The 25,360-nt window shown below is 72.9% G+C and carries 20 protein-coding genes and 1 pseudogene; 17 read left to right on the forward strand and 4 right to left on the reverse strand.

The annotated features are described in order from the left end of the window. Nucleotides 1–98: 98 nt before the first annotated feature. Together ACN28A_RS36730 and ACN28A_RS36735 are read right to left on the reverse strand one after the other, a co-directional pair. Nucleotides 99–326 carry a hypothetical protein gene (locus ACN28A_RS36730; protein WP_421403437.1) on the reverse strand — a complete coding sequence of 76 codons (228 nt, stop codon included), beginning with the start codon at nt 324–326 and terminating at the stop codon, nt 99–101. Nucleotides 327–408: 82 nt separating this feature from the next. Continuing rightward, nucleotides 409–1,655 (reverse strand): IS3 family transposase gene (locus ACN28A_RS36735; protein ID WP_421403439.1). Its coding sequence is split into 2 segments (ribosomal slippage): nt 409–1,373 and nt 1,373–1,655, totalling 1,248 coding nucleotides; the frame shifts between segments, so codons are not numbered across the junction. Between the two features lie 144 nt (nt 1,656–1,799). On the opposite strand from ACN28A_RS36735, the gene ACN28A_RS36740 reads away from it, so the two are divergent. The 6 genes and pseudogenes from ACN28A_RS36740 to ACN28A_RS36765 all read left to right on the forward strand — a co-directional run bounded on the left by ACN28A_RS36740 (nt 1,800) and on the right by ACN28A_RS36765 (nt 4,918). After that, entirely contained in the window at nt 1,800–2,396 is a 597-nt protein-coding gene (locus ACN28A_RS36740) for a DUF4240 domain-containing protein (protein WP_421403440.1), read from the forward strand. A gap of 177 nt (nt 2,397–2,573) precedes the next feature. Next, nucleotides 2,574–2,660, forward strand: a pseudogene (locus tag ACN28A_RS36745) (IS5/IS1182 family transposase); the annotation flags it as partial. A 279-nt stretch (nt 2,661–2,939) separates the two neighbouring features. After that, entirely contained in the window at nt 2,940–3,734 is a 795-nt protein-coding gene (locus ACN28A_RS36750; protein ID WP_421403442.1) for a hypothetical protein, read from the forward strand. After that, the gene (locus ACN28A_RS36755; RefSeq protein ID WP_421403444.1) at nt 3,731–4,096 is read left to right on the forward strand and encodes a GntR family transcriptional regulator; all 366 of its coding nucleotides are present in this window, start codon (nt 3,731–3,733) and stop codon (nt 4,094–4,096) included. Before ACN28A_RS36750 ends, ACN28A_RS36755 begins: the two co-directional genes overlap by 4 nt. Nucleotides 4,097–4,172: 76 nt before the next feature. Then, nucleotides 4,173–4,484, forward strand: a complete 312-nt coding sequence (locus ACN28A_RS36760) for a hypothetical protein (protein WP_278062684.1) — start codon at nt 4,173–4,175, stop codon at nt 4,482–4,484. Further along, nucleotides 4,481–4,918: a hypothetical protein gene (locus ACN28A_RS36765; protein ID WP_421403445.1), complete on the forward strand. Its 438-nt coding sequence runs from the start codon at nt 4,481–4,483 to the stop codon at nt 4,916–4,918. Before ACN28A_RS36760 ends, ACN28A_RS36765 begins: the two co-directional genes overlap by 4 nt. 413 nt (nt 4,919–5,331) lie before the next feature. Here ACN28A_RS36765 and ACN28A_RS36770 read toward each other — a convergent pair whose 3' ends face one another. Then, on the reverse strand, nt 5,332–6,069 hold the full coding sequence (locus ACN28A_RS36770) for a class I SAM-dependent methyltransferase (RefSeq protein ID WP_421403447.1): 738 nt from the start codon (nt 6,067–6,069) through the stop codon (nt 5,332–5,334). A gap of 483 nt (nt 6,070–6,552) precedes the next feature. On the opposite strand from ACN28A_RS36770, the gene ACN28A_RS36775 reads away from it, so the two are divergent. Both ACN28A_RS36775 and ACN28A_RS36780 read left to right on the forward strand, forming a co-directional pair. Further along, complete coding sequence (locus ACN28A_RS36775; RefSeq protein ID WP_421403449.1) at nt 6,553–8,193, forward strand: helix-turn-helix domain-containing protein; 1,641 nt, start codon at nt 6,553–6,555, stop codon at nt 8,191–8,193. Between the two features lie 453 nt (nt 8,194–8,646). Next, on the forward strand, nt 8,647–10,887 hold the full coding sequence (locus ACN28A_RS36780) for an ATP-binding protein (RefSeq protein WP_421403450.1): 2,241 nt from the start codon (nt 8,647–8,649) through the stop codon (nt 10,885–10,887). On the opposite strand, the gene ACN28A_RS36785 is transcribed toward ACN28A_RS36780, so the two are convergent. Further along, nucleotides 10,888–12,591 carry a nitroreductase family protein gene (locus ACN28A_RS36785; protein ID WP_421403452.1) on the reverse strand — a complete coding sequence of 568 codons (1,704 nt, stop codon included), beginning with the start codon at nt 12,589–12,591 and terminating at the stop codon, nt 10,888–10,890. A 282-nt stretch (nt 12,592–12,873) separates the two neighbouring features. On the opposite strand from ACN28A_RS36785, the gene ACN28A_RS36790 reads away from it, so the two are divergent. The 9 genes from ACN28A_RS36790 (at nt 12,874) to ACN28A_RS36830 (ending at nt 25,279) form a co-directional block, all read left to right on the forward strand. Further along, nucleotides 12,874–14,244 (forward strand): glycosyltransferase family 2 protein, encoded by a 1,371-nt coding sequence (locus ACN28A_RS36790; protein ID WP_421403454.1) that lies wholly within the window; start codon nt 12,874–12,876, stop codon nt 14,242–14,244. Between the two features lie 104 nt (nt 14,245–14,348). Continuing rightward, on the forward strand, nt 14,349–15,743 hold the full coding sequence (locus ACN28A_RS36795; protein ID WP_421403456.1) for an aspartate aminotransferase family protein: 1,395 nt from the start codon (nt 14,349–14,351) through the stop codon (nt 15,741–15,743). 85 nt (nt 15,744–15,828) lie between these two features. Continuing rightward, nucleotides 15,829–17,835 carry a TOMM precursor leader peptide-binding protein gene (locus ACN28A_RS36800; protein WP_421403458.1) on the forward strand — a complete coding sequence of 669 codons (2,007 nt, stop codon included), beginning with the start codon at nt 15,829–15,831 and terminating at the stop codon, nt 17,833–17,835. Next, nucleotides 17,829–19,787: a TOMM precursor leader peptide-binding protein gene (locus ACN28A_RS36805; RefSeq protein ID WP_421403459.1), complete on the forward strand. Its 1,959-nt coding sequence runs from the start codon at nt 17,829–17,831 to the stop codon at nt 19,785–19,787. The genes ACN28A_RS36800 and ACN28A_RS36805 overlap by 7 nt, the downstream gene beginning before the upstream one ends. Nucleotides 19,788–19,809: 22 nt before the next feature. After that, nucleotides 19,810–20,565 carry an SDR family NAD(P)-dependent oxidoreductase gene (locus ACN28A_RS36810; RefSeq protein WP_421403460.1) on the forward strand — a complete coding sequence of 252 codons (756 nt, stop codon included), beginning with the start codon at nt 19,810–19,812 and terminating at the stop codon, nt 20,563–20,565. Beyond that, nucleotides 20,555–22,246: a hypothetical protein gene (locus ACN28A_RS36815; protein ID WP_421403461.1), complete on the forward strand. Its 1,692-nt coding sequence runs from the start codon at nt 20,555–20,557 to the stop codon at nt 22,244–22,246. The genes ACN28A_RS36810 and ACN28A_RS36815 overlap by 11 nt, the downstream gene beginning before the upstream one ends. Then, complete coding sequence (locus ACN28A_RS36820; RefSeq protein ID WP_421403463.1) at nt 22,243–23,016, forward strand: PIG-L deacetylase family protein; 774 nt, start codon at nt 22,243–22,245, stop codon at nt 23,014–23,016. Before ACN28A_RS36815 ends, ACN28A_RS36820 begins: the two co-directional genes overlap by 4 nt. Next, nucleotides 23,013–24,359: a glycosyltransferase gene (locus ACN28A_RS36825; RefSeq protein ID WP_421403465.1), complete on the forward strand. Its 1,347-nt coding sequence runs from the start codon at nt 23,013–23,015 to the stop codon at nt 24,357–24,359. The genes ACN28A_RS36820 and ACN28A_RS36825 overlap by 4 nt, the downstream gene beginning before the upstream one ends. Then, entirely contained in the window at nt 24,359–25,279 is a 921-nt protein-coding gene (locus tag ACN28A_RS36830; protein WP_421403467.1) for a TauD/TfdA family dioxygenase, read from the forward strand. Before ACN28A_RS36825 ends, ACN28A_RS36830 begins: the two co-directional genes overlap by 1 nt. The last annotated feature ends 81 nt before the right edge of the window (nt 25,280–25,360 follow it).

A 25,360-nucleotide genomic window follows, 5' to 3' on the forward strand; every position in this document is an offset into this window, starting at 1 on the left:
ACCGCTGTATCCCGACCTCGACCTCGACCTCGACCAACGGCTCGTACACCCTGTCCAGCATCGGATGTGACACCCTGCCGGCCACGATCGGCGGACTCTCACCGGTCCGAGTCGTCCACTTGTGCCTGTTCGTAGAACCAGCCGAGCTGTTCGATCAGGGTATTACGAGTGTCGGGATCGACGAGAACCTTGAGCGGGAAGCCCGGCCGCAGCGCCAGCTTCGCGGCGGCGATCTCCACTCCTGGCACCTTGTTCAGCCGCTGCCGGAACTCCTCCCGCAGGGCTACGTCATCGAACGGCGTGCGGATGCTCAAGTGCTGGAACACCACCTCGACCTTGCCGCTCGGGTAGATCGCGACAGGCCAGATGTTGCCGTACTCGTGAACCGCCCTGGGTTCTGTGGAGACCTCAGCTGTTGGCTCCAACCACCTCGCGGGGCTGGCGTTGAGCGTAGAACATCGATTCGTATTCGGCCGGTGGGACATGGCCGATGGCGGAGTGCAGGCGCTGGTTGTTGTACCAGTCGACCCACTCGGCGGTGGCCAGTTCGACCTGGGCGAGACTGCGCCACGGACCCCGGGGTTTGATCAGCTCGGTCTTGTAGAGGCCGATCGTGGACTCCATCAGGGCGTTGTCCAGGGCGTCGCCGACGCTGCCGATCGAGGCGTCGATGCCGGTGTCGAGCAGGTGGGTGGTGAAGCGGAACGACGTGTACTGGCTGCCCGCGTCGCTGTGGTGCACCAGGCCCGGCCCGACCGGCTGGCCGGCGCGGTCGCGGCGCCACAGCCCCATGTCCACCGCGGCGAGGACGAGCGGGGTGCGTTTGTTCGTCGCCGCGGACCACCCGACGATTGCCCGGGAGTAGATGTCGACGACGAACGCGACGTAGACGACGCCGGACCAGGCGGCCACGTGGGTGAAGTCCGCGACCCAGCGCCGGTTCGGCCGGGCGGCGGTGAAATCCCGGTTCAGCAGATCAGCGGCCCGTTCATGCCCGGGGTCGGCGACCGTGGTGCGGATCTTCTTGCCCCGCACCACGCCGGCCAGACCGGCGTCGCGCATCAGCCGCTCGACCGTGCACCGGGCAGTCGGATGCCCCTGGCGGCGCAGCTCATGCCAAATTTTGCGAGCTCCGTAGACACCGTAGTTCGCCGCATGGATCTCCCGGATGAGTGCTATCAGCTGCGCATCCCGCACCTGCCGCTTCGATGGCGGGCGCTTCTTCGCCGCCCAGTAACCACTCGGGGTGATCTGCAGCCCGTGCCGGCGCAACACCCGACAGATCGGCTCGACTCCACCGAAGCGGCCCCGATGGGCATCAACGAAGCTCACGAGCGTGTCGTAGGCCGGTCGAGCTCGGCCGCGAAGAAAGCCGACGCGGCCTTCAAGATCTCATTCGCCCGCCGCAGTTCGGCGTTCTCCCGCCGCAGCCGCTTCAGCTCCGCCGACTCCTCCGACGTCACACCCGGCCGGCGACCGTCATCGACCTGCGCCTGACGGACCCACTTACGCAACGTCTCGGCCGTGCCGATCCCCAACCGGGCCGCCACCGCAGTGATCGCCGCCCAATCCGACTCGTAGTTCGGCCGCACCTCCGCGACCATCCGCACCGCCCGCTCCCGCAACCCCTGCGGATACGGCTTCGTTCCTGCCATCTCTCGATCCTTCCCAAGCGGGGAAGTCTCTACAAGATCCGGGGCGGTTCATACGGGGCGGGGTGCGTTGCTGCGGGTCGACGCACAACAGCGGTCTGAGGGCGATGAGGAACGGGCGAAGGCTGCACATGTCAAACTTAGCGGGTGCAGGTGAACGAGTTCTGGTCGTTGGTCGAGAGTGCTCGCGAGGACGTGTCCGGCGACGGCGGGGATTGGCCGTCGGGCTCGGTGGTCGGTAGAGCACTGGCGGCAAGGCTGGCGCAGCTGCCAGCGGAGCACATCGTGGAGTTTTACCACTGCTACGAGCGGGTAGCCGCACGTGCGCATCAGTGGGGCTTGTGCGCGGCGGCGTACGTGATCTGTAGGTACATCTCCGACGACACGTTCAGTGACTTCAAGGCCGGACTGGTCGGCTTGGGGCGCGAGGCGTTCGAGCAGGCGGTAGCCGATGCGGATGCATTGGCGGAGCACCCGATGGTGCGAGCAATCGCCGCTGGCCACGTCGACCGATTCGCGCTTGCGGCCGAAGAGATCCAGTTCGCGGCGTCGAGTGCGTTCGAGCAGCACAGCGATGATGCCGACGGGTTCTGGGAGGCGTTGGAAATCCAACCCGACGAGCCTGGTGACGAGGAAGAACCCTCAGCCGATGACCAGTGGTCAGGACAGTTCGGCAGCGCCGGCGATGCTGCCCAGATCCCCTTACGGCTACCCCGCCTACTTGCCCTGTTCTCTGTTCCTTGAACGCGGACGCGGCGAGCGTTGATCCATGAGGGTCTTCATCGCGATCATGCTGTTCACGGTTCGGGCGGCAGCCTCGGAGATCGATAGAAGTAAAGCTCCAGGTAGGACAGCGGTCGACTAAGAAGCCTCCGATGCCCAACCGGGAGCCTCGCTGCACTGTCCTACCCCGCCACGATCATGCTGTCCAGCCACACCCTGCACCACCTCGCAGACCGTATTCGCACCCGCCGCCGGCAGCATCGCTCGCGGTGGAGGCGTCTCGGGGTGCCCGTGGCAGCGTGCGCACGCCGTTCGGACGGCACCACTTCCGGCCGAATCTGTCACGCAGGCAGTCGAATCGTTGACTTCGTCCCAGCAGGTGCAGCGACGCCTGGGGCTCGGTCAACTCGGCGAGTACCCGTCGATGTCCCGACCCCACGGCCACACTGTCCCCCGAGTCGCCCCGACATGGCGGGCGGGGCAGCTGCCCATCCCAGGGTTGACATTGTCGCAGCCCATGACTCAATCTAATGAGACAAAGCTTGGGACATTCGGAGGTAGGGTATGCGACAGCCAGCTCAGACGGATCCGGAGCGCTGGCTGGCCGGGGTGTGGTTGGAGCGGCACGGCCTGGCCGACGTCGAGCCGACCCCGCTGCTCGCGACCCGGCTGGCGGTGCGGCGGCGGGTCAAGGTCGCCGACAGTCTGCTGCTGGCCGCGTTCATCGTCGGCGCGGCACTCACCCACGTGTCGGCGCTGCCCCACGACGTCACCTCCTCCGGGCCGCCGATGCTGGTGCTTGTGGCGTTGGTGGTCGGGTTGCTGGTGGCGCAGTGGCTGCTCGGCTGGTGGGTGCGGCACGTCGACCGGCAGGCCGGTGCGCGGCTGTCCCGGCGGGTCGCCCACCCGGTCCAGCTCGGCTGGTCGGCGGTGCTCGGCCGGCCTTACGCCGTCTTCACGGTCGCCAGCTTCACCGCCGCCCTGCTGCTCGCGGTGAGCGTGCTCGCGGTTCCCGATCCCGGCCTACGGCGCGGGGCGACAGTCGTGCTGATCGGTCTAACCGGCGCCGCCGTCGGCATCGTGCTGCAACTGCGCAACGTGCTGGCGAGCCCGGCCGTGGCCGACGACGAGGCGTCGCTCACCGCCGACGTCATCATGCGGGTCGAGGACGCCCGCGCCCTCGTCACCCCCAGCCTGGTCTGGACGCTGCCGGCAATTTTCCTGTACGGCGAATCGTTCGGCTGGTGGAACGTCGCCTCGCTCGGGCTCGTGGTGGTGGGTGCCATCGCGTACTGCCTGATCCACCTCCGGGCCACGGCTGTCGGGACGGCCGCCCGGCGTGCCATGGTCACCGGATGATCGTCATCGACGCGGGCTCGCCGACTCCGCCGTACGAGCAGCTCCGGGCCCAGCTCGCCAGACAGATTCAGGAGCGCACGCTCGCCGTCGGCACGAGACTGCCGACGATCCGCCGGCTCGCGGCCGACCTCAGCCTCGCCGTGAACACCGTCGGGCGGGCATACCGGGAGTTGGAAGAGGCCGGGCTGATCGAAACCCGTGGCCGGGCCGGCTCGTTCGTCTCGGCCGCCGGCGAGCAGGCCCTCGAACAGGCCCGCCGCGCCGCCCACGACTACGCGGCGGTCGTCACAAGCGTCGGCATCGACCCCACCGAGGCGATCCGGATCGTCGAGGCGGCACTCGGCCAGGCCGCGACGCCATGAGGGACGAGCCACCCACTACCCGTCGAGCAGGGCTCCGTGCTGTTCACGGGATTCATACTCGACCAGGCTGCTGAGTATGAGTCGGCGTGTGACGATCTCGGTGCCTGATGACGTGGCGGAGCAACTGGCCGCCCTCCCAGCCCGTCAGGTTTCCGCATATGTCACCGAGGCGCTGCGGCGGCGTCGGATCTCCGACGACATGCGAGCCGCCTTGCGGGCGGCCGGCCACCGCGAGTACCCGTACGACCCCGAGGGCGCCGCCGGCCGGCTCGCACCGCCACAGGTCAGCCCGGAGGTCCGCGCTGCCGCGATATCCAGGGTCGCCCAGTTGCTGGACCGGCCCGCCGACGAGGTCCGCGCTGACCTCGAACGGCGAGCGGCAGGGTGAGCCGGCCCTACTACGTGCTCGACACCGGAGCCCTGCTGGCCTACGCCCAAGGCGTCGAGGTCATCGGCGAGACCCTTGTCGAGGTGGCGGACGCCGGTGGCAGTGTCGTTGTGCCGCTGGTCTGCCTGCTGGAGGCGTACAGTCTGCTCGACCATGCTGAGCACGACTATCTCCAGATGCTCCGGCAGAACCCGGCGGTGCGCGTCGTCTCCCCCGTCCTGCGCACCGACCAGGTCGACGACTGCGCGATGATCGGCGGGATGGCCCGGCACACCGGGCGGCTCGGCGCGGGCCACGCCGCGTACGTCGCTCTCGTCAGCTCCGCAGGGATAGTCACGTCCCGTGCCGACCAGCTGCGACAGGTGCTCGGCGACGGGTGGCCGATCGTCGAAGTCCGAGTCAGCCCGAACCGGCCCCGGGCGACCATCGACTGATCACGATGGGGTGGCCGTTCGCCGGATCGGAATACCGCAGAACATTCCGGCTACGCCGACCCGGCGCGGAGGGGGCGTCCTTCCCTCCGCGCCGGGTTCCGCCGACGTCAACCGGCGGCGCCGGTGGGCCGCCGCCGCGCTGACTGGCAGCGTGCTGGCACCTTCTCCCGGGACCGGATCCAGCGCCGTGGAAGCCGGATCCGGCTCGACGGCGGGCTCCGCCGGCCGAGACAGGTTGCCGAAAACTTCCGGTAATCTAACCCCGTCGATGTGCGTACCACTATTAATACCCATCGAAGGCGCCCGGCACAAGACCTGCAAGCGCCTTGGATCAACCCGCTCCCAACTCCCGGAAGGTCACCGGAAGTTCCGGAGGTTCCGGGAGCGGACGACCACCCCGCCGGCACGGCAGTTCAACTACCCCGCCGGTAGACGGAGACGTGACTGGTACTTCCGGCGTCGAACGGGCGGCGGTGCCAGTCGGCGTACCGTTCGGTGAGCCGCAGGCCCGCCCGCTCGGCCATCTCGTCGATCTGCTCGGGCCAGGCGTACCGCATGCCGAACGGCTTCAGGTGCACACCCTGACCGTCGAATGTGATCGTCTGCCGGACGAAGGTCTGCGCCTCCCGGTCGAACCGGTGCAGCCGGATCGTCGCCGAATCCTCCGTCACGTTCCGGACCTGGACCTGCGACTCGGTCCGGTCGATGTCGTCCGGGTCCGGGACGTACGTCTCGACCACGAACGCGCCGCCCGGCGCCAGCACCCGGGCGACGTTGCGGAAGCAGTCCTCCTGCCGCCGCGCGTCGACCAGGTTGAACAGCGTGTTGTAGACCAGGAACGCCATCGTGAACGGCCCGCTCACCGGGACGTCCGCCATGTCGCCGACGACGACCGGAATGCGCTCGCCACCGGGTTTGTCGCGCAACCGCGCCACCATCTCCTCGGACGCCTCGACGCCCTCCACCGGCAGCCCCCGGGCGGCCAGCGGAAGCGCGACCCGGCCGGTGCCGATCGCGAGTTCCAGCACCGGGCCGCCGTCGGCGAGGGCGGCGAGGAAGTCCACCGCCGGAGCCGGGTCGGGGTTGGGGCCGTCGTCGTAGCCGGCGGCCCAGAGCCGGCCGAAGAGTCCGGGATCGTCGAGGGCGGACATCAGTCACCCTCCCCGGACCGAGCGGACCGAGCCGGCCCAGCGGCCGACGAGATGCCGGTCGGGCCGGACCTACCGCCGCCCGCCCTGGTGCTTGTCGTGCATACCGACGTACTCATGAAGCCTCGTATCTCTCGAGTGGACGGAACCTGCTCGCTGACCGGACATCGGCACTCGTGGCATGGCCGTCTCCTCTCGATGGGCTTCCGGCCGGCGGTACCCGTCGACCAAGATCAGGAGATCAGAAGTTCGACGAACCCGGCAACCGGTTTAACCACCGGGCCGTACTCCGGTGAAGAACCCGATCACCCGGGTCGTACTCCGCCACCACGATCGTCAGCAGATCGATCCGCACCCGACGGAGCCCAGGCCGCCCGCCCGGTACGCTGTCATTCGTCCACCGGCAGCGCGGGGGTTTCACGGCTGGGACGACCGACCCGCGGCGGAGTTCACCGGCCGGGAGGACGACCGAGGAGTCGATTTCCGATGAGCCGCCCAGCAGAGGACGTGGCGGCGGCCACCCGGGGCGAGGACCTGCTGACCCTGGCCCGCCTCTCGGTCGGACCGGACGCGGTACGCGGCATCCTGGACTGGCTCGGCCGGCGTACCGGAGGCACGGCCCTGCTGGTCGGAGCCGACGGCCGGGTACTCGCCGGCACCGCCGACCGGCCGGCCCCCGGAACCCGGCTCGCCCGAACCGTCGGCGCCGCCGTCGCGGACCTGTTCCGGCGCGGGTCGGAGGCCGCCGTCGTCGACACCGACGGACCGCACCGGATGCACCTGTTGACGCTGGGCGGCACCGGCCGGGACCGGTCCGCCGCCGCACTCGTCGCCCGGACCGAGGAGCGGTCCGGCTGCCTGGTCGTCGTCGCCAACCCCGGCCGACCGCTCGGCGACCTGCTCGCGGACACCGCCCGGACGCTCGCGCTCTGCTGGCGGGTCGAGGAGGCGGACCGGGTACGCCAGCGGATCGCCGCCGCCGACGCGCACGGCCGGGAGGCGGTACTGCACCTGTTGATGGTCGGCGACGTGGCACCGGCCCGGCGGATCGCCTCGGCCCTGCGACCGCGGTTGCCGGACGCGCTGCGGGTCGGGGTGATCGAATGCGGCGGCCGGCAACGGTACGAGGTCGCCGCCGAACTCGCCAGGTCGCTCTCCGGGCGGGCCTGGCTCGTCCCCTGCCCGGTCCGCTCCAACCATCTCATCGCCCTGTTACCAGCCGAGCCGTCCAGCGCCGCCGCCCCGCCGGCAGCCCTCGGCGCCGGCCGACCGGCCGGGGACGGGGCCGAGGCGGCGGACCGGCTGGGGCGGCTGATCACCGACCGGGTACCGGCCAGCCGGGTCGGGCTGAGCGAACCGGTCGCGTTGCCGGCGACGGCCAGCGGGTACGAGCAGGCCGTCCACGCCCTGGCCGTGGCCCGGACGACGACCGGGGGCTACGCCCGCTTCGACCGGCAGCACGACCTGGTGCCGCTCGCCGGCCCCGACGGGTACGCCTGGGCCGAACGGCTGCTGCGGCCGGTGGTCGACCATGTTCCCGCCCGCCGGGCCGACCCCGGCGCGGCGGAGCTGCTCGGCACGCTCAACTCCTGGCTGGCGTTCGACAGCGCGGCCAGCCGACACCTCAAAATCCATCGCAACACCCTGGCCGCCCGGTTGCGGCTGCTCAATTCGCTGCTCGGGACGGATCTCCTCCGGGTCCGGGACCGCTCCGCGGCCTGGCTGGCCCTGCGGCTGCGCGCCGCGCCCCGACCGACCGTTCCGGAAGCCGGCACGATGCCGCCCGGGTCGCTCCCCGGCGCCGGCGAGGGTGCACCCGACCCGGCCGTCCGGGAGATCGAGCTGGACCAGTTGCTCGCCGGGCCGGCTGTGACCGGATGGGCCCGGGCCCTGCTGCGGCCGCTGCGCACGATGGACAGGTCGACCGGCCTGGCGACGGTACGGGCCTGGCTGGCCGCCGACACCAACCTCTCGGCCACTTCGGCCGCGCTCGGCATCTCCGTCTCGGCCACCCGCAAGCGGCTGGTCCGGGCCGAACAGGCACTCGGACGTTCGCTGCTGCACGCCCCGGACGCCCGGCACGAACTCTGGCTGGCCCTGCGGGCGATCGACCTGGCCGACGGCTGACTGTCCAGTCGCTGTGCAGGTCGGGACCGGCACCGCGGTCGCTGTGCGGATCGTCCCCTCGTGGCCCGGTGCCGTGCCGCCGTACGTTGTCGGTGCCGATGCGGGGGACGGCCACCGTCCGGCGCCCTTCGGGTCACCGAACGCCAACGAGGGCGAAGGGCAGTCGGACGGTGGCCGTGGCCGTGCCTTCTGGCCGGGCACCGGATGCCGGATGCCGCCTGCCGGGTGCCGGGTGCCGGGTGCCGGAGTCGAGTGGCCATCCCGGACGCAGAGGTCGTCATCTCGCGCCGGTGCCGACGCAGACCCGTCCGCCCTGCCGGATCGTGGGAGCGTGCCCAGATCCAGGATCGCTGAGGTAGTGTCGCCCTGCGACGTGGGCGGACGAGGAGCCTGCCCGGATCAGTGTCCACAGGGGGCCGGCCCGTTCGCGTGCCTTCCTGTTCGGGGGAGATCATGGCGGATTCAGCACCGGAGGTCGGGGCCGGTGTCGCCGCGTTCGGTGCATGGGTCCGGGCAGGACGGCTGGAACTCGGCTGGACCCAGGAAGAGTTCGCCGACCGGTCCGGGCTCAGTGTCCGCACGGTCCGCAACCTCGAGGCCGGTCGGGGTGGAACTCCCCGGCCGGACACCCGCCGGCTGGCCATCGCCGCACTGTCCCCGGCCGACCACGACCGGACCACGCCGGTGTCCCCGGTGCGGCCGGCCCAGCTTCCGGCCGACATCCCCGGCTTCACCGGCCGGGCCGAACAGCTGCGCCGGCTGGACGCCCTGCTGGACGCCGACCCGGCCGACTCGGCGGGAGCCGTGCCGATCTCGCTGATCACGGGTACGGCCGGGGTCGGCAAGAGTGCGTTGGCCGTGCACTGGGCACACCGGGTCGCGGACCGCTTCCCCGACGGGCAGCTCTACGTCAACCTGCGCGGATACAACCCGAGCGGTCCCGCACTGCGCTTCGACGAGGCGGTGCGCGCCTTCCTCGACGCGTTCCAGGTGCCACCGGAGCGGCTTCCGCACGGCGTCGACGCGCAGGCGGGCCTGTACCGGAGCCTCCTCGCGGGCAAGCGGGTACTTGTGCTGCTGGACAACGCCCGGGACCCGGAACAGGTCCGTGGGCTGCTGCCCGGCACGGCCGGCTGCCTGGTGGTGATCACCAGCCGCGACCAGCTCACCGGCCTGGTCGTGTCCGAGGCGGCGGTTCCACTACGCCTGGACCAGCTCACCGAGGGCGAGGCACGGTCACTGCTGGCCCACCGGCTGAGCCGGAGCCGCGTCGCCGCGGAATCGGCCGCGGTCGACCTGATGGTCGCGCTCAGCGCCCGGCTGCCGCTCGCGCTGGCCATCGTGGCCGGTCGGGCCGCCATGGCGGCGGAACTTCCCCTCGCCACGCTGGCCGACGAGATGCGGCAGACCCGGGGCCGCCTGGACGCGTTCGTCAGCGAAGATCCGAGTACGGACGTGCGGGCCGTCTTCTCCTGGTCCTACCACCGGCTCAGCCAGGGGGCGGCCCGGCTCTTCCGCCTGCTGGGCCTGCACCCGGGACCGCACGTCCGCGTGCCCGCCGCCGCCAGCCTGGCCGGTGTCACAGTCCCGGAGGCGCGACGCCTGCTGACCGAGTTGACCTGCCGGCACCTCTTCACCGAGTACCCGCCCGGCCGGTACACGACCCACGAACTGCTCCAGGCCTACGCCGCCGAACTCGTCCGGAACGACGAGCAGGACGGCGACCGTGACGAGGCCGTGCAGCGCATGCTCGACCACTACCTGCACACCGCGCACCGGGCGGCGACGCTGCTCTTCCCCGAGACGATCAAGTTGGCGGGACCGCAGCCGGGGGTCGTGCCCGAGGAGATCGTGGACGACCGCGCCGCCCTCGACTGGTTCGCGACCGAACACCACGTGCTGCTCGCGATCGTCGACCGGGCGGAGACGGCGGGCTCGGACACGCACGTCTGGCAGTTGGCCTGGTCCCTGGAGACGTACTTCGACTTCCGGGGTTACTGGCACGACCTGGCCGCGACCCAGGAGCAGGCAGTGGCCGCCGCCGGCCGGTTGGCTGATCCGATCGCACAGGCCCACGCGTACCGGGGGCTCGGCGGCGCCCACCTCCGGACGGGCCGGTACGACACGGCCGACCGTCACCACCGGTCCGCCCTCGACCTGTTCACCCGACTCGGTGACCGGAGTGGACAGGCCCGGAGCCACCGCGGCCTGGCCTGGCTCTGTTCCCATCGGGACCGCCATACCGAGGCGCTGGAACACAGCCGGCAGGCGTTGAGCTGCTACCAGGAGGTCGGCAACCGGGCCGGGCAGGCGAGCAGCCTCAACTCGGTCGGCTACAGCCTGGCCCTCACCGGCGACCACCGGCAGGCGGTCGGCTACTGCCGCCGGGCGCTCGCGATGCTCCGGGAGATCGGCGACCAGCACAGCGAGGCGGCCACCTGGGACAGTCTCGGATACGCCTACCACCACCTCGGCGAGAGCGCGAAGGCGATCGAGTGCTACCGGCGCGCTCTGGACCTGCACCGGACGTTCGGCGAACGCTACTTCGAGGCGATCGTCCTCACCCACCTCGGCGAGGCGTACGACGGGTCCGGGCAGCCGGAAGCGGCCGGCCAGGCGCTGCGGCAGGCGCAGGAGATCTTCGCCGGCCTGGGACGCACGGCCGACGGTGGGTTGAGCGACTGGGAGAAGTAGTCAGGCCTCCCGACCGTCCGTCGGGCCGGAGAGGCCGATGTCGACGACGCCGGCTCGCGGAGCGGCCGGACCGACCAGCAGCTGGACGACGTCGACCTGCCCGCGTGGCACTCCGAACATCGTCCGCACTCCGCCGGAGTCGTAGTCGGAGACCGGCCGGCAACCGAGACCCAGCGCGGTGCCGGCGAGGCGACACCGCTGTACCGCGATGCCGGCCAGTACGTGCTGCATCCGGTACCAGCGGTCGCCGTGGCCGCGCAGTCCCCGGTCGAGGTCGGCGAAGAGGAACAGCCGGGCGGCAGCCGTACGCGAGCCGCCCAGGGCGTCGGTCGGGGCGGACCCGTCCCCGGCGGTGCCCGGGGCGGGCCGGAGGCGGTGTGTCGCCGGATCGTAGGCGTAGGGTCCGGGAGCCAGCCCGGTCACCCGGCTCGGCAGGCAGTAGGCGGCCAACTGCCCCGCCCCGGGTGAGGTGCCGGTGATGTCGCAGCGGGATCCGGTCAGCAGCCACGCCAGCAGCGTGCCGAGTTGCCGGACCGTCATCGCGGCACCGCTGAACCGGACGGCCGACCGGAGCGCCGCGTCCACCCGCGCAGGAACGAGTGGCTCGGGCAGGTCGAGTGGCTCGGGCAGGTCGAGTGGCTCGGGCAGGTCGAGTGGCTCGGGCAGGTCGATGCTCCGACCGGACGCGGGTGGGCGTCGTCGCCGGTCCGCGGCGGTCGGGCCGTCCCGCCCCGGCGACCGGCGGAACGCGTCCCAGGTAGGGACGTCCCGGGAGCGGTCGGCCGTACCGCTGCGCTGACTCGCGTGATGCAGCCGTACCGCGCTGGGATGCGCGGCGGCACGCAGCTCGAGATCGGACTCCAGACCCCGGACCGCGTTGACATCCGGCGCCGGCGCAGCGGGCGCGTCGGCCGGCGCCGCCGGGGCCGGGTCGTCCGGCGTGCGGGCCGAGGGGTGCGCTGCCGGGGCGGCCGGCACGGCGGGTGCCGGGCCGGTGCGGACGACGGCGTAGACCGACTCGAGGTCGGGGTCCAGCCCGAGCAGGGTGTCGAGGGCCTGGTCGTCGAAGACGAGGCGCAGGTCGGTCCCGTCGGGCGCCCGGTGCAGCAGCTGGCCGGCCAGGGCGCCGGTGTCCAGACAGCCGAGGCGGTAGCCGAACGCGCCGTAGGTCGACGCGTTCTTCCACATCCGGCAGGAGACGAGCAGCGTGTACGGCGTGGGCGCGCGGCCGAGCGCGGCCCGCAGCGACGCCTGCGGATCGTCGGTGGCCAGCGTCTCCAGGGTGTGGTGCGTGGCGTCGTAGTGGTAGACGCCGGGTCCGGGCGCGTACCCGCCGGTCACCGCCAGGTACAGCTCGGCCGGATAGTAGGCACCGCCGGACGGCACCGCCCGCCGGACGCCGCCGCGCAGGGTCGGGGCGGTGTTCGTGCCGGGAAAGCCGCCGAGCGCGGCCATCGCGGCCGTCGTGTAGAACTGGAGTCGGGTGGGCGCGTACGCCGAGGTCAGCGCCCCGACCAGCGCCAGCGGCCCGGCGGACCGGCCCGGGTGCGGCGCCGCCGGCCAGGGCAGCGGGATCCGGACGCTTCCCGGGTACTGCTTGAACAGTGGTGGCCGGCGGGGCCCCCGGGGGGTGTCGCGGTGCACCCGAAGGTAGTCGACGGTTGCCGTGCCGGGCGCTGCCCCGGTCGGCCGTGGCGACGTCATGGACTCCAGCCCTCCCCCGATGTCGACCAGCGTCGCAGTACGGTAGCCCGTCCCACCGGTGGCCACCGCCCGGTGCCCGCCACCCGGCGGGGCGGCCTGCGCCGGCCACGCCGGAAGCAAACGATCTTGCCCCTCCTTTACCTGTCTGGTGCCTGGTTCGCCGCCGACCCGGATTCCTACCGTTGGCCGGATAGATCAACCACGCCGCGCCGGTGTGGTCCGCGCCCGACCCGCCGCGCGGCCGGACCCGCAGCGGCGGGGACGCCGGGAACAGGAGACGAGATGCCTTCCAGTCAGGAGGTCGACGGACCCACCTCCGACAGCCCGTTCCTGAGCGTCGTGATCCCCACGTACCACGACTCGCAGTGCCTCGCGCTCACCCTCGACTCGCTGACCCGGCAACGGCTGGATCCCGAACTGTTCGAGGTGATCGTGGTGGGTGACGGCGACACGGTCGACGACCAGGTCGGCAAGTCGATCGCCGTCCGGGGTTTCCGGTACCTCGGGCTGCCCGAGCACGTCGGACGCTCCGCCGCCCGCAACCACGGTGTGACGGCCGCGCGCGGGCGGGTGGTGGTCTTCCTGGACAGTGACTCGTTCGCCGACCCGGACCTGCTGGCCCGACACCACGACTTCCACCGCGGCGCCGACACGCCGCGGGTACTCGTCGGCAAGCGCTGGGAGATCGACTGGCCGGTACTCGACCGGATCCTCGTCGCCGGCGCGATGGACCTGGCGGCGCTGCCTGCGGAGAGCGCGGACCTGCGGTTTCCCGAACCGACGCCGCCGGAGCGGATCGCGGAACTGATGCGGACCCCCTGGTTGTTCGCCTACACCAACAACATCTCGGTGCCCCGGGAGGTGGTGGTCTCCGCCGGCATGTTCGACGAGGCGTTCGGCACCAGATGGGGATTCGAGGACCTGGAGCTGTTCTACCGGGTCTACCTCGAACTGGGCCGCCGGTCGGCCGCGTTCCACTACGACGACCGCGCCACCTGCTACCACCTGCCGCACTACCGACCCAACATCGGGATGTTCCAGGACTACTACGCGAACATGGCGGTGGCCAAACAGAAGCACCCCTGCTACGAGTGGGAGTTCACCGGGCTCGTCCAGCCGGCGCAGGCGGCCGACCGGATCCGGCGGTACGAGGCGAGCTTCGCCGCGACCGCCGGGGAACCGGCGTGGCGGGCCGCCCGAGCCTGGCGACGGTCCGGCCTGGACGCTGTCGTCGCCGCCGCCGACCGCCCCGCGACACAGCCCCACCCACGGGTCCTGGTGATCGGTCTCGGCACCGGGGAACTCGACCTGCCGGACGGTGCGGAGACGTTCGACCTCGGACTGCCCCGCTCCCCGACCAACCCGCACCTGCTGGGCTTCGCGACGCACTATCCGGACCGGGCCTTCGACGTCGTCGTCAACGTCAACCTGTGGCGCTGGTTCGGTGTGCACGACGTCAGCCGGTATCTGGGAGAGTCGCTGCGGATCGCCGGCACGAGCGTGCTCGTGCACTCCTCCGACGCCCGGCTGCCGGCGGGCGTCGCCGGGGTGGACGACGTCGAGTACTTCGTACGGATGCTGGCACCGCACCTGGACACGTCGGTGGAGCACCGGGATCCGGACCGCGTCGTCACGGTACGGGCGGCGGCGTGAGCGGGTCCGTCCCGAGCCGCGGCGTGAGCGCGTCCGTCCCGGGCCGCGGCGTGAGCGCGTCCGTCCCGGGCCGCGGCGTGAGCGAGTCCGTCCCGGGCCGCGGCGTGAGCGAGTCCGTCCCGAGCCGCGACCACGTGTTGTCGACCGCGCCGCGACGATTCCTGCCTCAGGTGCCGGTCGTCGGCGCCGAGGGTTCCTGGCTGTGGTTGGCCGACGGGACGCGGCTGCTGGACTTCCACGGGCAGCACATGTGCATCGGGATCGGTCACCGCCATCCGAAGCTGACGGCCGCCCTGCACGACGCCGTCGACCGGCTGGACTACGTCGCCGACTTCTTCCCGTCCGAGCAGAAGGACCGGGCGGCACGGCTGATCGTCGAGGAGACCATGGCCGGTTCCCCGTGGGCCGGCGCGGTGCGCTTCGTCTCGTCGGGATCGGAGGCGACCGAGATGGCGATCATGATCGCGCGGCTCTTCCAGAACCGTCCGCTGATCGTGACCCGCGACCTCGCGTACCACGGATGGACCGCCGGTGCCGCCGACGTGACGGGGGTCGGCATGCTGCGCAACGGCTTCACACCGGCCGGTGGCACCAGCCGGCCGGTGCCGGGCGGTCATCCGCAGCCCTCGGCGCCGGCGCCGATCTGCGTCTCCTGCCCGCTCGGCCGGACCTACCCCGGTTGCAAGGACGCCGACGGAACGCTGGCCTGCGTCACCGCGACCGAGCGGGTGATCCGATCGGCCGGAGTGGACCGCGTCGCCGCGTTCATCACCGAGATCTGGCACGGGGCCGGTGCCTTCCTGGTGCCCGACGAGTACGTGGGGCAGATCCGCGACCTCACCCGACGGCTCGGGGTGTTGTGGATCGACGACGAGGCGATCTCCGGGATGGGCCGGACCGGACGGTGGTGGGCGTTCCAGCACCACGACGTCCAGCCCGACATCATGACCGCGGCAAAGGGACTGGGCAGCTCGGCCGTACCCGTCGGCGCCTGCGTGGTGAGCCGGGAGATCGCGGACTACTTCGCCACCGGCTTCTGGGGCCACAGCTCGACGTTCGCCGGACATCCGCTCGCGATGGCCGCCGTCGCGGCGACCCTGGAGATCATGATCGAGGAGGACGTCGTCGCCCGCGTCGCGTCCCTCGGCGAGGTGGTCCGGGAGCGGCTGGCCGACATGGTCGCCCGGCACCCGTCCGCCGCGGGCGTCGGCGGCCGGGGGTTGGTCTGGGGCATCGAGCTGGTCCGTGACCCGGAGACCGGACAACGGTGGGTGCCGGAGGACAGGTGGCGCAGCCCCGGCCTCGATCCGCTGGGTGGGTTCCAGCCCGCGGGTTTCGTCGTCGGCGAGTGCGCGCGCAGCGGCGTCCTGCTGTTGAGCTACGCGCCGAACACCGTGACGATCGCACCGCCACTGCGGATCAGCGAGGAGGAGCTGGAGATCGGGCTGGACGCTGTCGACGCTGCCCTGCACCGGCTCGACGAACTGGCGGCGGCGTGAGTGGATCGGCCGGCGGCGCGGATCCGGAGCTCGTCGAACGGGAGCTCGTCGAACGGATTCCGTCGAGTGGTGGGAAGGACGGCACGTGAGGCCCAAGTTGCGGGAGGACTGCGTCTACGTCGCGGTCGAGGAGGGCGTCTACCTGGAGACGGCGACCGGGCAGCTGCTGCTGCCGGGCGAGGTGACCTTCCAGCTGTTGGACCGGATCGCACCGTACCTGGACGGCGAACGCACCCTGGCCTCGCTCACCGCACCGCTGCCCGACCCGGCGCGGGCCGCGGTACTCAACCTGATCGAGGCGCTGTCCGCGGCGGGCATGGTGCGGGACGTCGACCTGGACCTGCCACACCGGCTCACCCCGGCCGAGCGGGAGCGGTACGCCGAGGAGATCGCCTTCGTGGAGGTGGACGGCGGCTCCGGCGCCCACCGGTTCGAGCGGTTCCGGGCCGGGCGGGTCCTGGTCGTCGGCGACGGCCCGCTGCCGGTCGCCGTGCTGGACACGCTCTGGCGGATCGGGCTGCGGACGGTCAGCGTCGCGGTGCGCGATCCGGCCGGCAGGGTCGAGGTGGAGGCGGCGCTGCGCGAGACGCTGGCCCAGGACCCGGCGCGCGGGATCGACGTGGTCGACGCGAACCTCTGGTCCGACGCGGGGGCACCGGCACCGGAGGCGTTGGCCGGATACGACGCGGTGGTCCACTGTGCCTCCGCGCCGATGCTCGGCCGGGCGGCGCTGGTCAGCCGGGCGGCCGGACTGGCGAAGGTTCCGGTGGTGCACGCGGTCGTCACCGCCGGCACGGCGTGGATCGGCCCGATCGGCGCGGACCCGGTGCGGGAGTGCTGGGAGTGTGCCTGGCTACGCCTGTTGGGGTCGATGGGGGCCGCCGAGGACACCTGGTCGGCGCATCAGCTCGTCGACCGGCCGCAGGCGCCGGCCGAGCGGTACCTGTCGCGGCCCCTGATCGGCCTGATCGCGGCGGTGACGGCGTTCGGCCACTTCCGCTCCGCCACCCGGGCGGGGCTGGGGCAGCGTGCCGAGCTGGTCCGGTTGGACCTGCGGACGGCCGAGTCGGAGGTGCACCGGTTCCTGCCGCACCCGCTGTGCCCGAGCCACCGGCCCGGGGCTCCGGTCTGGACCGCACCGCTCGGCGACACCGCCGGGCACCGCGACACCCCGGCACCCGAGGCGTCGTCCCAGGCGGTGGTCGAGGTCGCCGACGATCGCCTCGGCCCCTTGCTCGGACTCACCGAGGGCTCGTACCAGCAGTTGCCGCTCCGGGTGGTCGAGGCGACCTTCGCCGACCCCTGCGCGGCCGGCGCCGGCCCGATCCGGGTCCTCGGCGCCGCCGACACCGACGAGGACGCGCGGCGCAGGGCGGTGGTGCTCGGCTGCGAACTGGCCGCGGAACGCCTCGCGGCGCAGCCGGCCGGCGCACCGGGCGAGCAGCCGGCCGGCGCACCGGGCGAGCAGCCGGCAGGCGCGGCGGGTGAGCAGCCGGCAGGTGCGGCGGGTGAGCAGCCGGCCGGCGGTGCCGGTGTGCGGGTCGCCGCCGGTGCCGGCTCGACCTGGCCGGAGGCGGTCGGCCGGGCGTTGCTGCGACACTGCCACCGGCTCGCCGCGGCTGACCCGGACCGGCCGGGTTCCGCCGACCCGCCGCCCCGGGAGGCGGTCCCGCTCGTGGCGTCGGCGGGCCTCCCGCTCGCGTCCGCGGCGCTGCTGCTCGACGGTTCGCTGGCCACCGTCGACCTGCCGTCGGCGTCCGGGGTGCACACGGTCGGCGTGCTCGGCCGGGGGACGTTGCTGGCCAGCGCGTCCGCGCTGACCGGGCCGGTGGCGTCGCGAACCGCCCTGGAGACGGCCGTGCTCCGTCTCCAGGGCGTCACCGGTGTCACCGCCGACATCCCGCCAGATCTCGACCCGGCCGGCGAAGGCGGCACCGCCTGGGCGCGGGCGCTGCCGGGCCTGGTGGCCCACCTCGCCGAGCGGGGGTGGCGGACCACCGTCGCTGCGATCGACGTCGACCCGGCACTGACCCGCCTGGTGCCCCACCTCGTCGCAGCCGGCCTCACACCCCTGGAAGAGGCGCCGTGCTGACCCGTCGGCCGGCCGACACGGTGCTGGTCACCGGGTCGGGCGCCCTCGCGGACGAGGTCCGGGCCGCGCTGCGCCGGTCGCTGCCGCCCCGCGGTGGGCAGCGGACGGCCGCCCTGGCCCTTCAGGTGGCGGTCGGAATCGACCTCGCCGACTCGGACGTCAACCACCGCGCCGCACGGCACGGCCCGCCGGTGCTCGCCGTCCGGGTCGTCGCGGATGCCGTCGAGATCGGCCCGCTGGTGGTACCCGGAGAGCCGGGCTGTCTGGAGTGTGTACGGCGGCGGACGGACGGAGCGCGGCGGGCCGGCACGGAGACGGCCCGGAAGATCGCCTCGGCCCGCGACGACCTGCGTCGGTCCGGGCTCCCGTCCTGGGTGCTGGCCGGGGTCGGCGCGCTCGTCGCGGACGAGGTGGGCACGCTCGGGCTCTCCGGCGCCGACCGGAGGACCGTGACCGACCAGCCGCGCAGCCGGCAGACGGTACTGCGGGTCGCCACCGCGTCGCTGCGGACCAGTCGGCACCGCTTCCTGCCGGTGGCCGCGTGCCCGACCTGCGGCGGCCTGCCGGAGGACACCGCGACGGCGGCGGTCTTCCCCACCGGGGCGAACCCGAAGGCCGACCCCGCCGGTTTCCGGCTCGGCCCGATCAGTGCTGCCGAACTGCTCGACCGCTTCGTCGACGAGCGCACCGGCATGGTGGCCGGCGTCGAGCTGCACCTCGGCGGCGAGACGCCGGTGAGCGCGGCCCGGGTCAGCCCGGTGTGCGAGGCCGAGACCGTCGGCTACGGGCGCACCGTCGACCGGACGACGAGCGTGACCGTGTCGATCCTGGAAGGACTCGAACGGCGGGCCGGTCTCCAGCCCGGCGGGAAGCGCACTGTCACCCGGTCCAGTTTCGCGGATCTCGACCCCGGCACCGCGGTCGACCCGGTCTCGCTCGGCCTGCCGACCTGGCCGCCGCCGGACCGGAGCGGCTACGTCGACTACACCCCGGACCTGCTGATGAACTGGGTGTACGGGTACTCGTTCGGGCGCCGGGCGCCGGTGCTGCTGCCCGAGTCGTACGCCTACTACGGGGTGCACGGACAGCGGCGGTTCGCGTTCGAGTGCTCCAACGGGTGTGCGCTGGGCGGCAGCCTGGCGGAGGCGGTACTGCACGGCATCTTCGAGATCGCCGAGCGGGACGCGTTCCTGGCGACCTGGTACGCCCGGCTGCCGGTGCCCCGCGTCGACCCGCGTACCGCCACCGACCTGACCGTACGGCTGCTGGTGGACCGGATGGAGCGGGCCGGCCTGGCCGTGCACGTCTTCGACACCACGATGCCGGAGGGCGTTCCCGCCTGGTGGGTGATGCTGGTGAACGAGGACGGCCACCCGGAGCATCCGATGGTCTACTGCGGGGCGGGCGCGGGACTCGACCCCGAGGCGGCGCTCCGCTCCGCGCTGTTCGAGGCCGTGAACGGCATCGGGTTCACGCGGCGTCAGCTGCACACCCCGGAGGCGGTCGAGCGGGCGTACGCGATGCTCGCCGACCCCGACCTGGTGGAGTCGATGGAGGACCATGCCCTGCTCTACGCCCTTCCCGAGGCATGGCCACGGTTCGGGTTCCTCTACCGGGATGCCGGGATCCGCAGTGTGGCGGAGGCGTTCCCGCCGGCGCAACGGTACGTCCCGAGTCCTGACCTGACCGACGACCTCCACCACCTGGTCGACCGCTACCTGCGGTCGGGCCTGGACGTCGTCGCGGTGGACACCACCCCGCCGGAACTCCGCGCCGCCGGTCTGTACGCGGCGAAGGTCGTCATTCCCGGCACGTTCCCGATGACCTTCGGGCACCGGCACCGGCGTGCCGAGACGCTGCCCCGGCTGCGCACCGCACCGGTCCGGCTCGGACACCGCGCCGAGCCGCTGCCCGACGAGGAGGTGAATCCCCATCCACACCCGTTCCCGTGAGCACGCCCACGACCCGGGAGCTGTGCCCGATGCGACATCCGGCCGGCCGGTGCTGGTCACCGGGGCGTCGCGGGGCATCGGTGCCGCCATCGCGCGCAGGTTCGCCGCCGCCGGTGACCGGGTGGCCGTGCACCACAGCGGCACCGGTGCCCGGGCCGCGCAGCCGCACGCCGGGTTGCCGGGCGTCGGGCATGTCTCGGTGGCGGCCGACCTGCGCGACGCCGACGCGGTGCTGCGGATGGTGGACGAGGCGGCCGAGGCGCTCGGTGGTCTCGCCGTGCTGGTGAACAATGCCGGCGTCTTCGGGTCCCATCCGATCCACGAGACCACCTATTCCGACTGGCGCCGTGCCTGGCGGGAGACGCTCGACGTCAACCTGCTGGGGGCGGTCAACGTGACCTGGGCAGCCGTCCGGCACCTGCCGGTGGGTGGCCGGATCGTGAACGTCAGCTCGGTGAGCGCGTTCCGGGGTGAGTGGTCCGCGGCCGCGTACGCGGCGAGCAAGGCGGGATTGAACTCGTTCACCCGGTCGATGGCGGTGGCGCTGGGTCTGCGGGGGATAGCGGTGGCGGCGGTGGCCCCGGGATGGGTGGAGACGGACATGACCCGCGACGTCCTCGACTCGCCGGTGGGGGCGGCGATGCGTGCCCGCAGCCCGTTCGACCGGGTCGGCCGGCCGGCGGAGGTCGCCGACGCGGTGCACTTCCTGGCCTCGCCCGCCGCCGAGTGGTGCAGCGGCGCCGTACTCGACCTGAACGGTGCCTCCCATGCCCGATGACCTGCGGGAGCTCCGGGCACCGGGCCGGAGCGGGTCGGTGGGCGGCCGGGACGGCGGCGGGCCGGCGCGCGGCGCCGCCGCCCGGGACTACCTCACGCTGCCGCGCACCGGCGTCGCCGGGCTGGCCCGTGACCGGCGGCACAAGCAGCATCCGGACGCCGCCGTCGTCGAGCTGCCCTGGCCGGCCACCGTGCCGGGGCCGTGCGGGCCCGATCCCGACACCATGTCGGTGGTCGGCGCGGTCGCCGCCTGCTACGCGCCCACCCGCTACCACTACTTCACGGGCCGGTCCTGCGCCGTGCTGGACGGCCGGCCCGTCGCCGGGGGCGAGGGATATCCACCGGTGAGCGGCGTCGCCCGAGCGGTGCCGTCCGGCGGCGGCTTCCACCCGACCGAGCTGTACGCGGCGGTCGCTGGGGACGACTCGCTGCCCGCCGGGCTGTACCACTACGACGCGACGCACCACCTGCTGGAGACCATGGCCACCGGTGATCCGCGCGGTCTGCTCGGCAGTGCGCTCGGCCACGAGCCCGCTGGCGTGGTGTTCCTGATCTCCTGCCGGCTGTGGAAGAACAGCGCCAAGTACGGCAGCTTCGGCTATCGCCTCGGCGTCGTCGACAGCGGCGTACTGCTCGGGATGGTGCTGGCCGCGATCCCCGCTCCGGTCCCGGCGGCGGTCCGGTTCACCTTCGACACCGACCTGCTGGACGCGGCGTTCGGCCTCGACCCGGACCTCGAATCGAGCTATGCACTGGTCGAGGCGCAGGTCGCCGGGGTGCGTGCGGTGGCCGGCCGGCCACCGACGGCCGTCACCCGGTGGCCGACGGCCGTCACCCGGTCGGCCGGTCTGGCGGCCGACCGCGAGCTGCTCCGGCTCGCGCATCCGGCGGTCCGGCGGCTGCACCGGGCGAGCCGGACCGCCGCCGGGGACGCCCGAATGCTGTCCGGAGGCACCCCGCCGCCGGTCGTCCCGCCGGCGTCCCAGGTTGCCGCGCCCTCGGTGGCCCCGCCGGGGTCCGGCGGCACCCCGCCGTCGGTCGTGCCACTCCCCGACCCGCTTCCGGTGGACCTCCGACGGGGCGTCGCGGCCCGGCGGTCCGCCGTACGGCTCACCCCGGCGCCGCTGTCCCGGGCCGAGTTCGGCACCGTGCTGTGGCATCTGCTCAGCGGATACGACAGCGACCTGGCCGGCACCGACGGGCGGTGCGGACACCTGATCGCGTACTGCGCGGTGGAACGTGTCGAGGATGTCGAGCCGGGCGGCTACGCGTACGACCGGTACGCCCACCGTCTCGTCCCCGCCGGCCGTCGCGGGGACATCCGCGAATCGATCGACGCGGTCCGGGTCGAGGGGAACGGCAGCAGCCTCCGGCCGGCCGCGGCGAGTATCTTCCTCTACGGCGTCCTCGACGCCGGTCTCGATGCGGTCGGCGACGTCTGGTACCGGATCCAGGGCATGGTCGCGGGCATCGCGGTGCAGCGGGCCGCCCTCGCCGCCTCGGCGACCGGGCTGGCGTGCCGGCCCTCCTTCGGATACCACAGCGGGCCGGCCGCGCGGTTGTTCGGCGTACCCGCCGACCACCACGACCTGATGCACGTCGTCGTGGGGCGGGGCGCACCGCTGGGCGGAGTGGTCGACATCGCCCTCGGCCCCGGCACCGCGACGGGAGGTGCCCCGTGACCTCCGGGGTGCTCGGCCCGACCGATGTCGACGCGCTGACCGGCCTGCTCGGTCCCGACGGCGTACTCGTGGTGTCGCCGCACCTCGACGACGCGCTGCTCTCCACCACCGGACTGCTCGTCAGGCTGGGCCGGCCCACAGTGGTCGCCACGGTCTTCACCCGGGCACCGGAGCAGCCGCGCCCGGTGAGCGACTGGGACCGGTTCAGCGGATTCGACGACGCGTCGAGCGCGGCCTGGGTCCGGACCGAAGAGGACCGGGTCGCCTGCGCGGTGCTCGGCGCGACGGCGCTGCACCTGACCGGGGTGGACGGCGCGTACGGCGGAGGCGGCGGCGGTCTCGACGAACTGCGCGCGGTGCTGGCCGGCGTCCCCGACGGCACGACGGTGCTGCTCCCGGCCGGCATCGGGGGCCACCGGGACCATGTGCGGGTACGGGACGACGGACTGCGCTGGCTGACCGGACGTGCCCGGGTCGGCGTCCAGCTCTACGCCGACCTGCCGTACGCCGCCAACCTGTGGCACTGGGGGGCCGAGGGAAGTGAACGGGTACTTGGCGACCGGCACGCGTTGCGGACGATCGCGATGTTCGACGATCCGCCGGCCGAGGCGGTGCTGCGTTGGGTCCGGCTCACCGCTGCGGAGTGGGCGGTGAAGCGGCGCGCCGTCTGGGCGTACGCGTCGCAGCTCGCCCCGCTGAGTGTGACCGCGCGAGGTCTGATGAGCTGCCCCGGGCCGTTGCAGACCGAGGCCGTCTGGCGGGTCCGGTGACCTCGGCCGGCGACGGGTTCGACAGCGGAGACGACATCCGTGCCCTGTGCCGTCGGTTTCCGGGCCGGCTGGCCGCCGCTGTCGCGGACACCCTGGTCGTCACGGCGGACCCGCGGGCGCGCTCGGCCAGCCCGACCTACTGGGACCAGGCACGACGGTGGCGGGACGAGGTCACGACGGAGGCGCTGGCCCTGGCCGCCGATTCGGTGCGGACGCTGGCCGGGCAGCTGGTCGAGGCTCCCGACTCGACGCGGACGTACTTCCGGTTGCGCACCGCGCTCGCCCGGCTGGCCGCCCGGCCCGACGCCGGCACCGAGGCGCTGTTCCGGGCGGCGTGGCGGGCCGAGGGCATGTCGCGGATCGGCTACCACGTCGGACGGCGCTACCTGAACACCGGTGACGAGATGGCCGTGCAGGCGCTGTTGCCGGCGTCGCTGGGCGGACCTCCGGCGGCCTCCGTACAGCCGGACGGGACGATCCCACCGGACGGTACCCCCCGGCCGGTCCACCCGGACGCCGCACGGTCGCCGAACCCGCCCACCGTGCTGGTCGTGGTGCCGTTCCGGGACGGCCGGGCCGACGCGGTCCGGCTCCGCAACGCGCTGGCCTGCCTGCGGGCGCTGGCCGACCAGGCGCTGCCCCGGCACCGCTACCACGTGACGGTCGTCGAGTCGGACAGCCGACCTCGCTGGCGCGAGGCGGTGCACCCGCTCGCGGACACCTATCTCTTCGCGCCCAAGGACGGCCCGTTCAACAAGGCGTGGACCGTGAACGTCGGCGTCCGCAACAGCCCCGTCCGGACCGACCTGGTCTGCGTGCTGGACGCCGACATCCTCGTGGACCGGCACTTCCTGCTGCGCAACGGCGCACGGTTCCTGCACGCGGGAGTCGGCGCGCTGCTTCCGTACCGGAATGCCCTCTATCTCGATCCGGCGGCGAGCCGGCGGGCCATCGCGCGGCGCTGCCTGGAGGCGGCCCCCTCGGCCGAACGGGAGTCGCTGCGCGGCTTCGCGCTCCGGTCTCCCTCCGGCGGCTGCGTCTGGCTGCGCACCGAACTGTTCCACCGGGTCGGCGGCCTCGACGAGCGTTTCGAAGGGTGGGGCGGCGAGGACGACGACTTCGCGATCAGGCTCGGCCTGTGGGCCGCGCTGGAGCGGTACTCCGACACGCTGCTGCACCTCTACCACCCGCCGGCCAGGGCCGAGATCCGCGACGGCGTACCGACGAACGGGCCGGCCGGGGTGCAGTACTGGCCGACCCGGGAGATCGGTGTCATCGACCGGTACGCGCCCGGAGCCGACGCCGCCGGACCGGACGCCCCGAACACACAGGAGCACGGCTGATGGAGATCGTGACGGACCTTCGGGAACCGGATCAGGTGCTGGGGCGGGTCGCCGACCACGGGGCGGTGCTGCTGCGGCCCGCCGACCGCTTCTCCCGCGCCGAGTTCGTCGCCCTCGGTGACGCGTTGATGCGGCCGCGCTCGCACGGCACCGCGCTAGCGGAGGCCCGGGAGTTCGTGGCCGGTGACGCGACCACGACCACCGTGACGAGGGGCCGGCAGGGCATCCCGCTGCACCGCGAGGCGTCGTACGTTCCCGGTTCTCCCTCGCTGCTGATGTTCTACTGCGAACGCCCGGCGGCCGACGGCGGCGAGACGATCGTCTGTGACGGCGTCCGGCTCCTGGCGGCGCTGCCCCCGGCGACCCGGGAGTTCGTCACCGGTGCCGAGATCCGCTGGCAGCTCGACATGCCGGACGGCAGTTGGCAGCAGATGTGCGGGGCGGACGACCCGGCGGCGGCGGTCGCCGCGATCACCGGGTACGCACCGTTCCTGATGCCCTGGGAGTCGGTGGCCGCCGAGGCGGTGGGACGGACCGTACGGATGCGCCTGTCGACCCGGTGCGTCACGCCGGCGCTCTTCGACGGCCTGCCGGCGTTCTGCAACTCCGTCCTGGTCCGGACCGGGCGTGGCGACGCCGACGACGGGCGGCGGCTGGAGCTGCGGATGGCCGACGGCACGCCGTTCCCCGCCGAGGTGCTCGGCGAGGTCGCGTCGGTCGCCGAGGAGCTCACCGAGCCGGTGCCGTGGCAGCCGGGTGACGTCGTCATCGTGAACAACACGCGGGTGATGCACGGCCGACGCGCCTTTGCCGACCCGGCCCGGCGCATCCTGGTCCGGATGGGCTACCTCACGCCCGAGTCGGTCGACCGGTGGTGGCGGGTGCCGGCCGCGCCGGACCGGTCGCCGCCGGGGTGCTGATCGACCAGCTCCGGGCTGCGGCTTCGATGCCGGTATCTTACCCGTCCGTTGCCTGGCTGGGCCGATCCGGTGATCCATACG

The organism is Plantactinospora sp. WMMB782, from assembly GCF_049179135.1.
GTDB lineage: Bacteria > Actinomycetota > Actinomycetes > Mycobacteriales > Micromonosporaceae > Plantactinospora.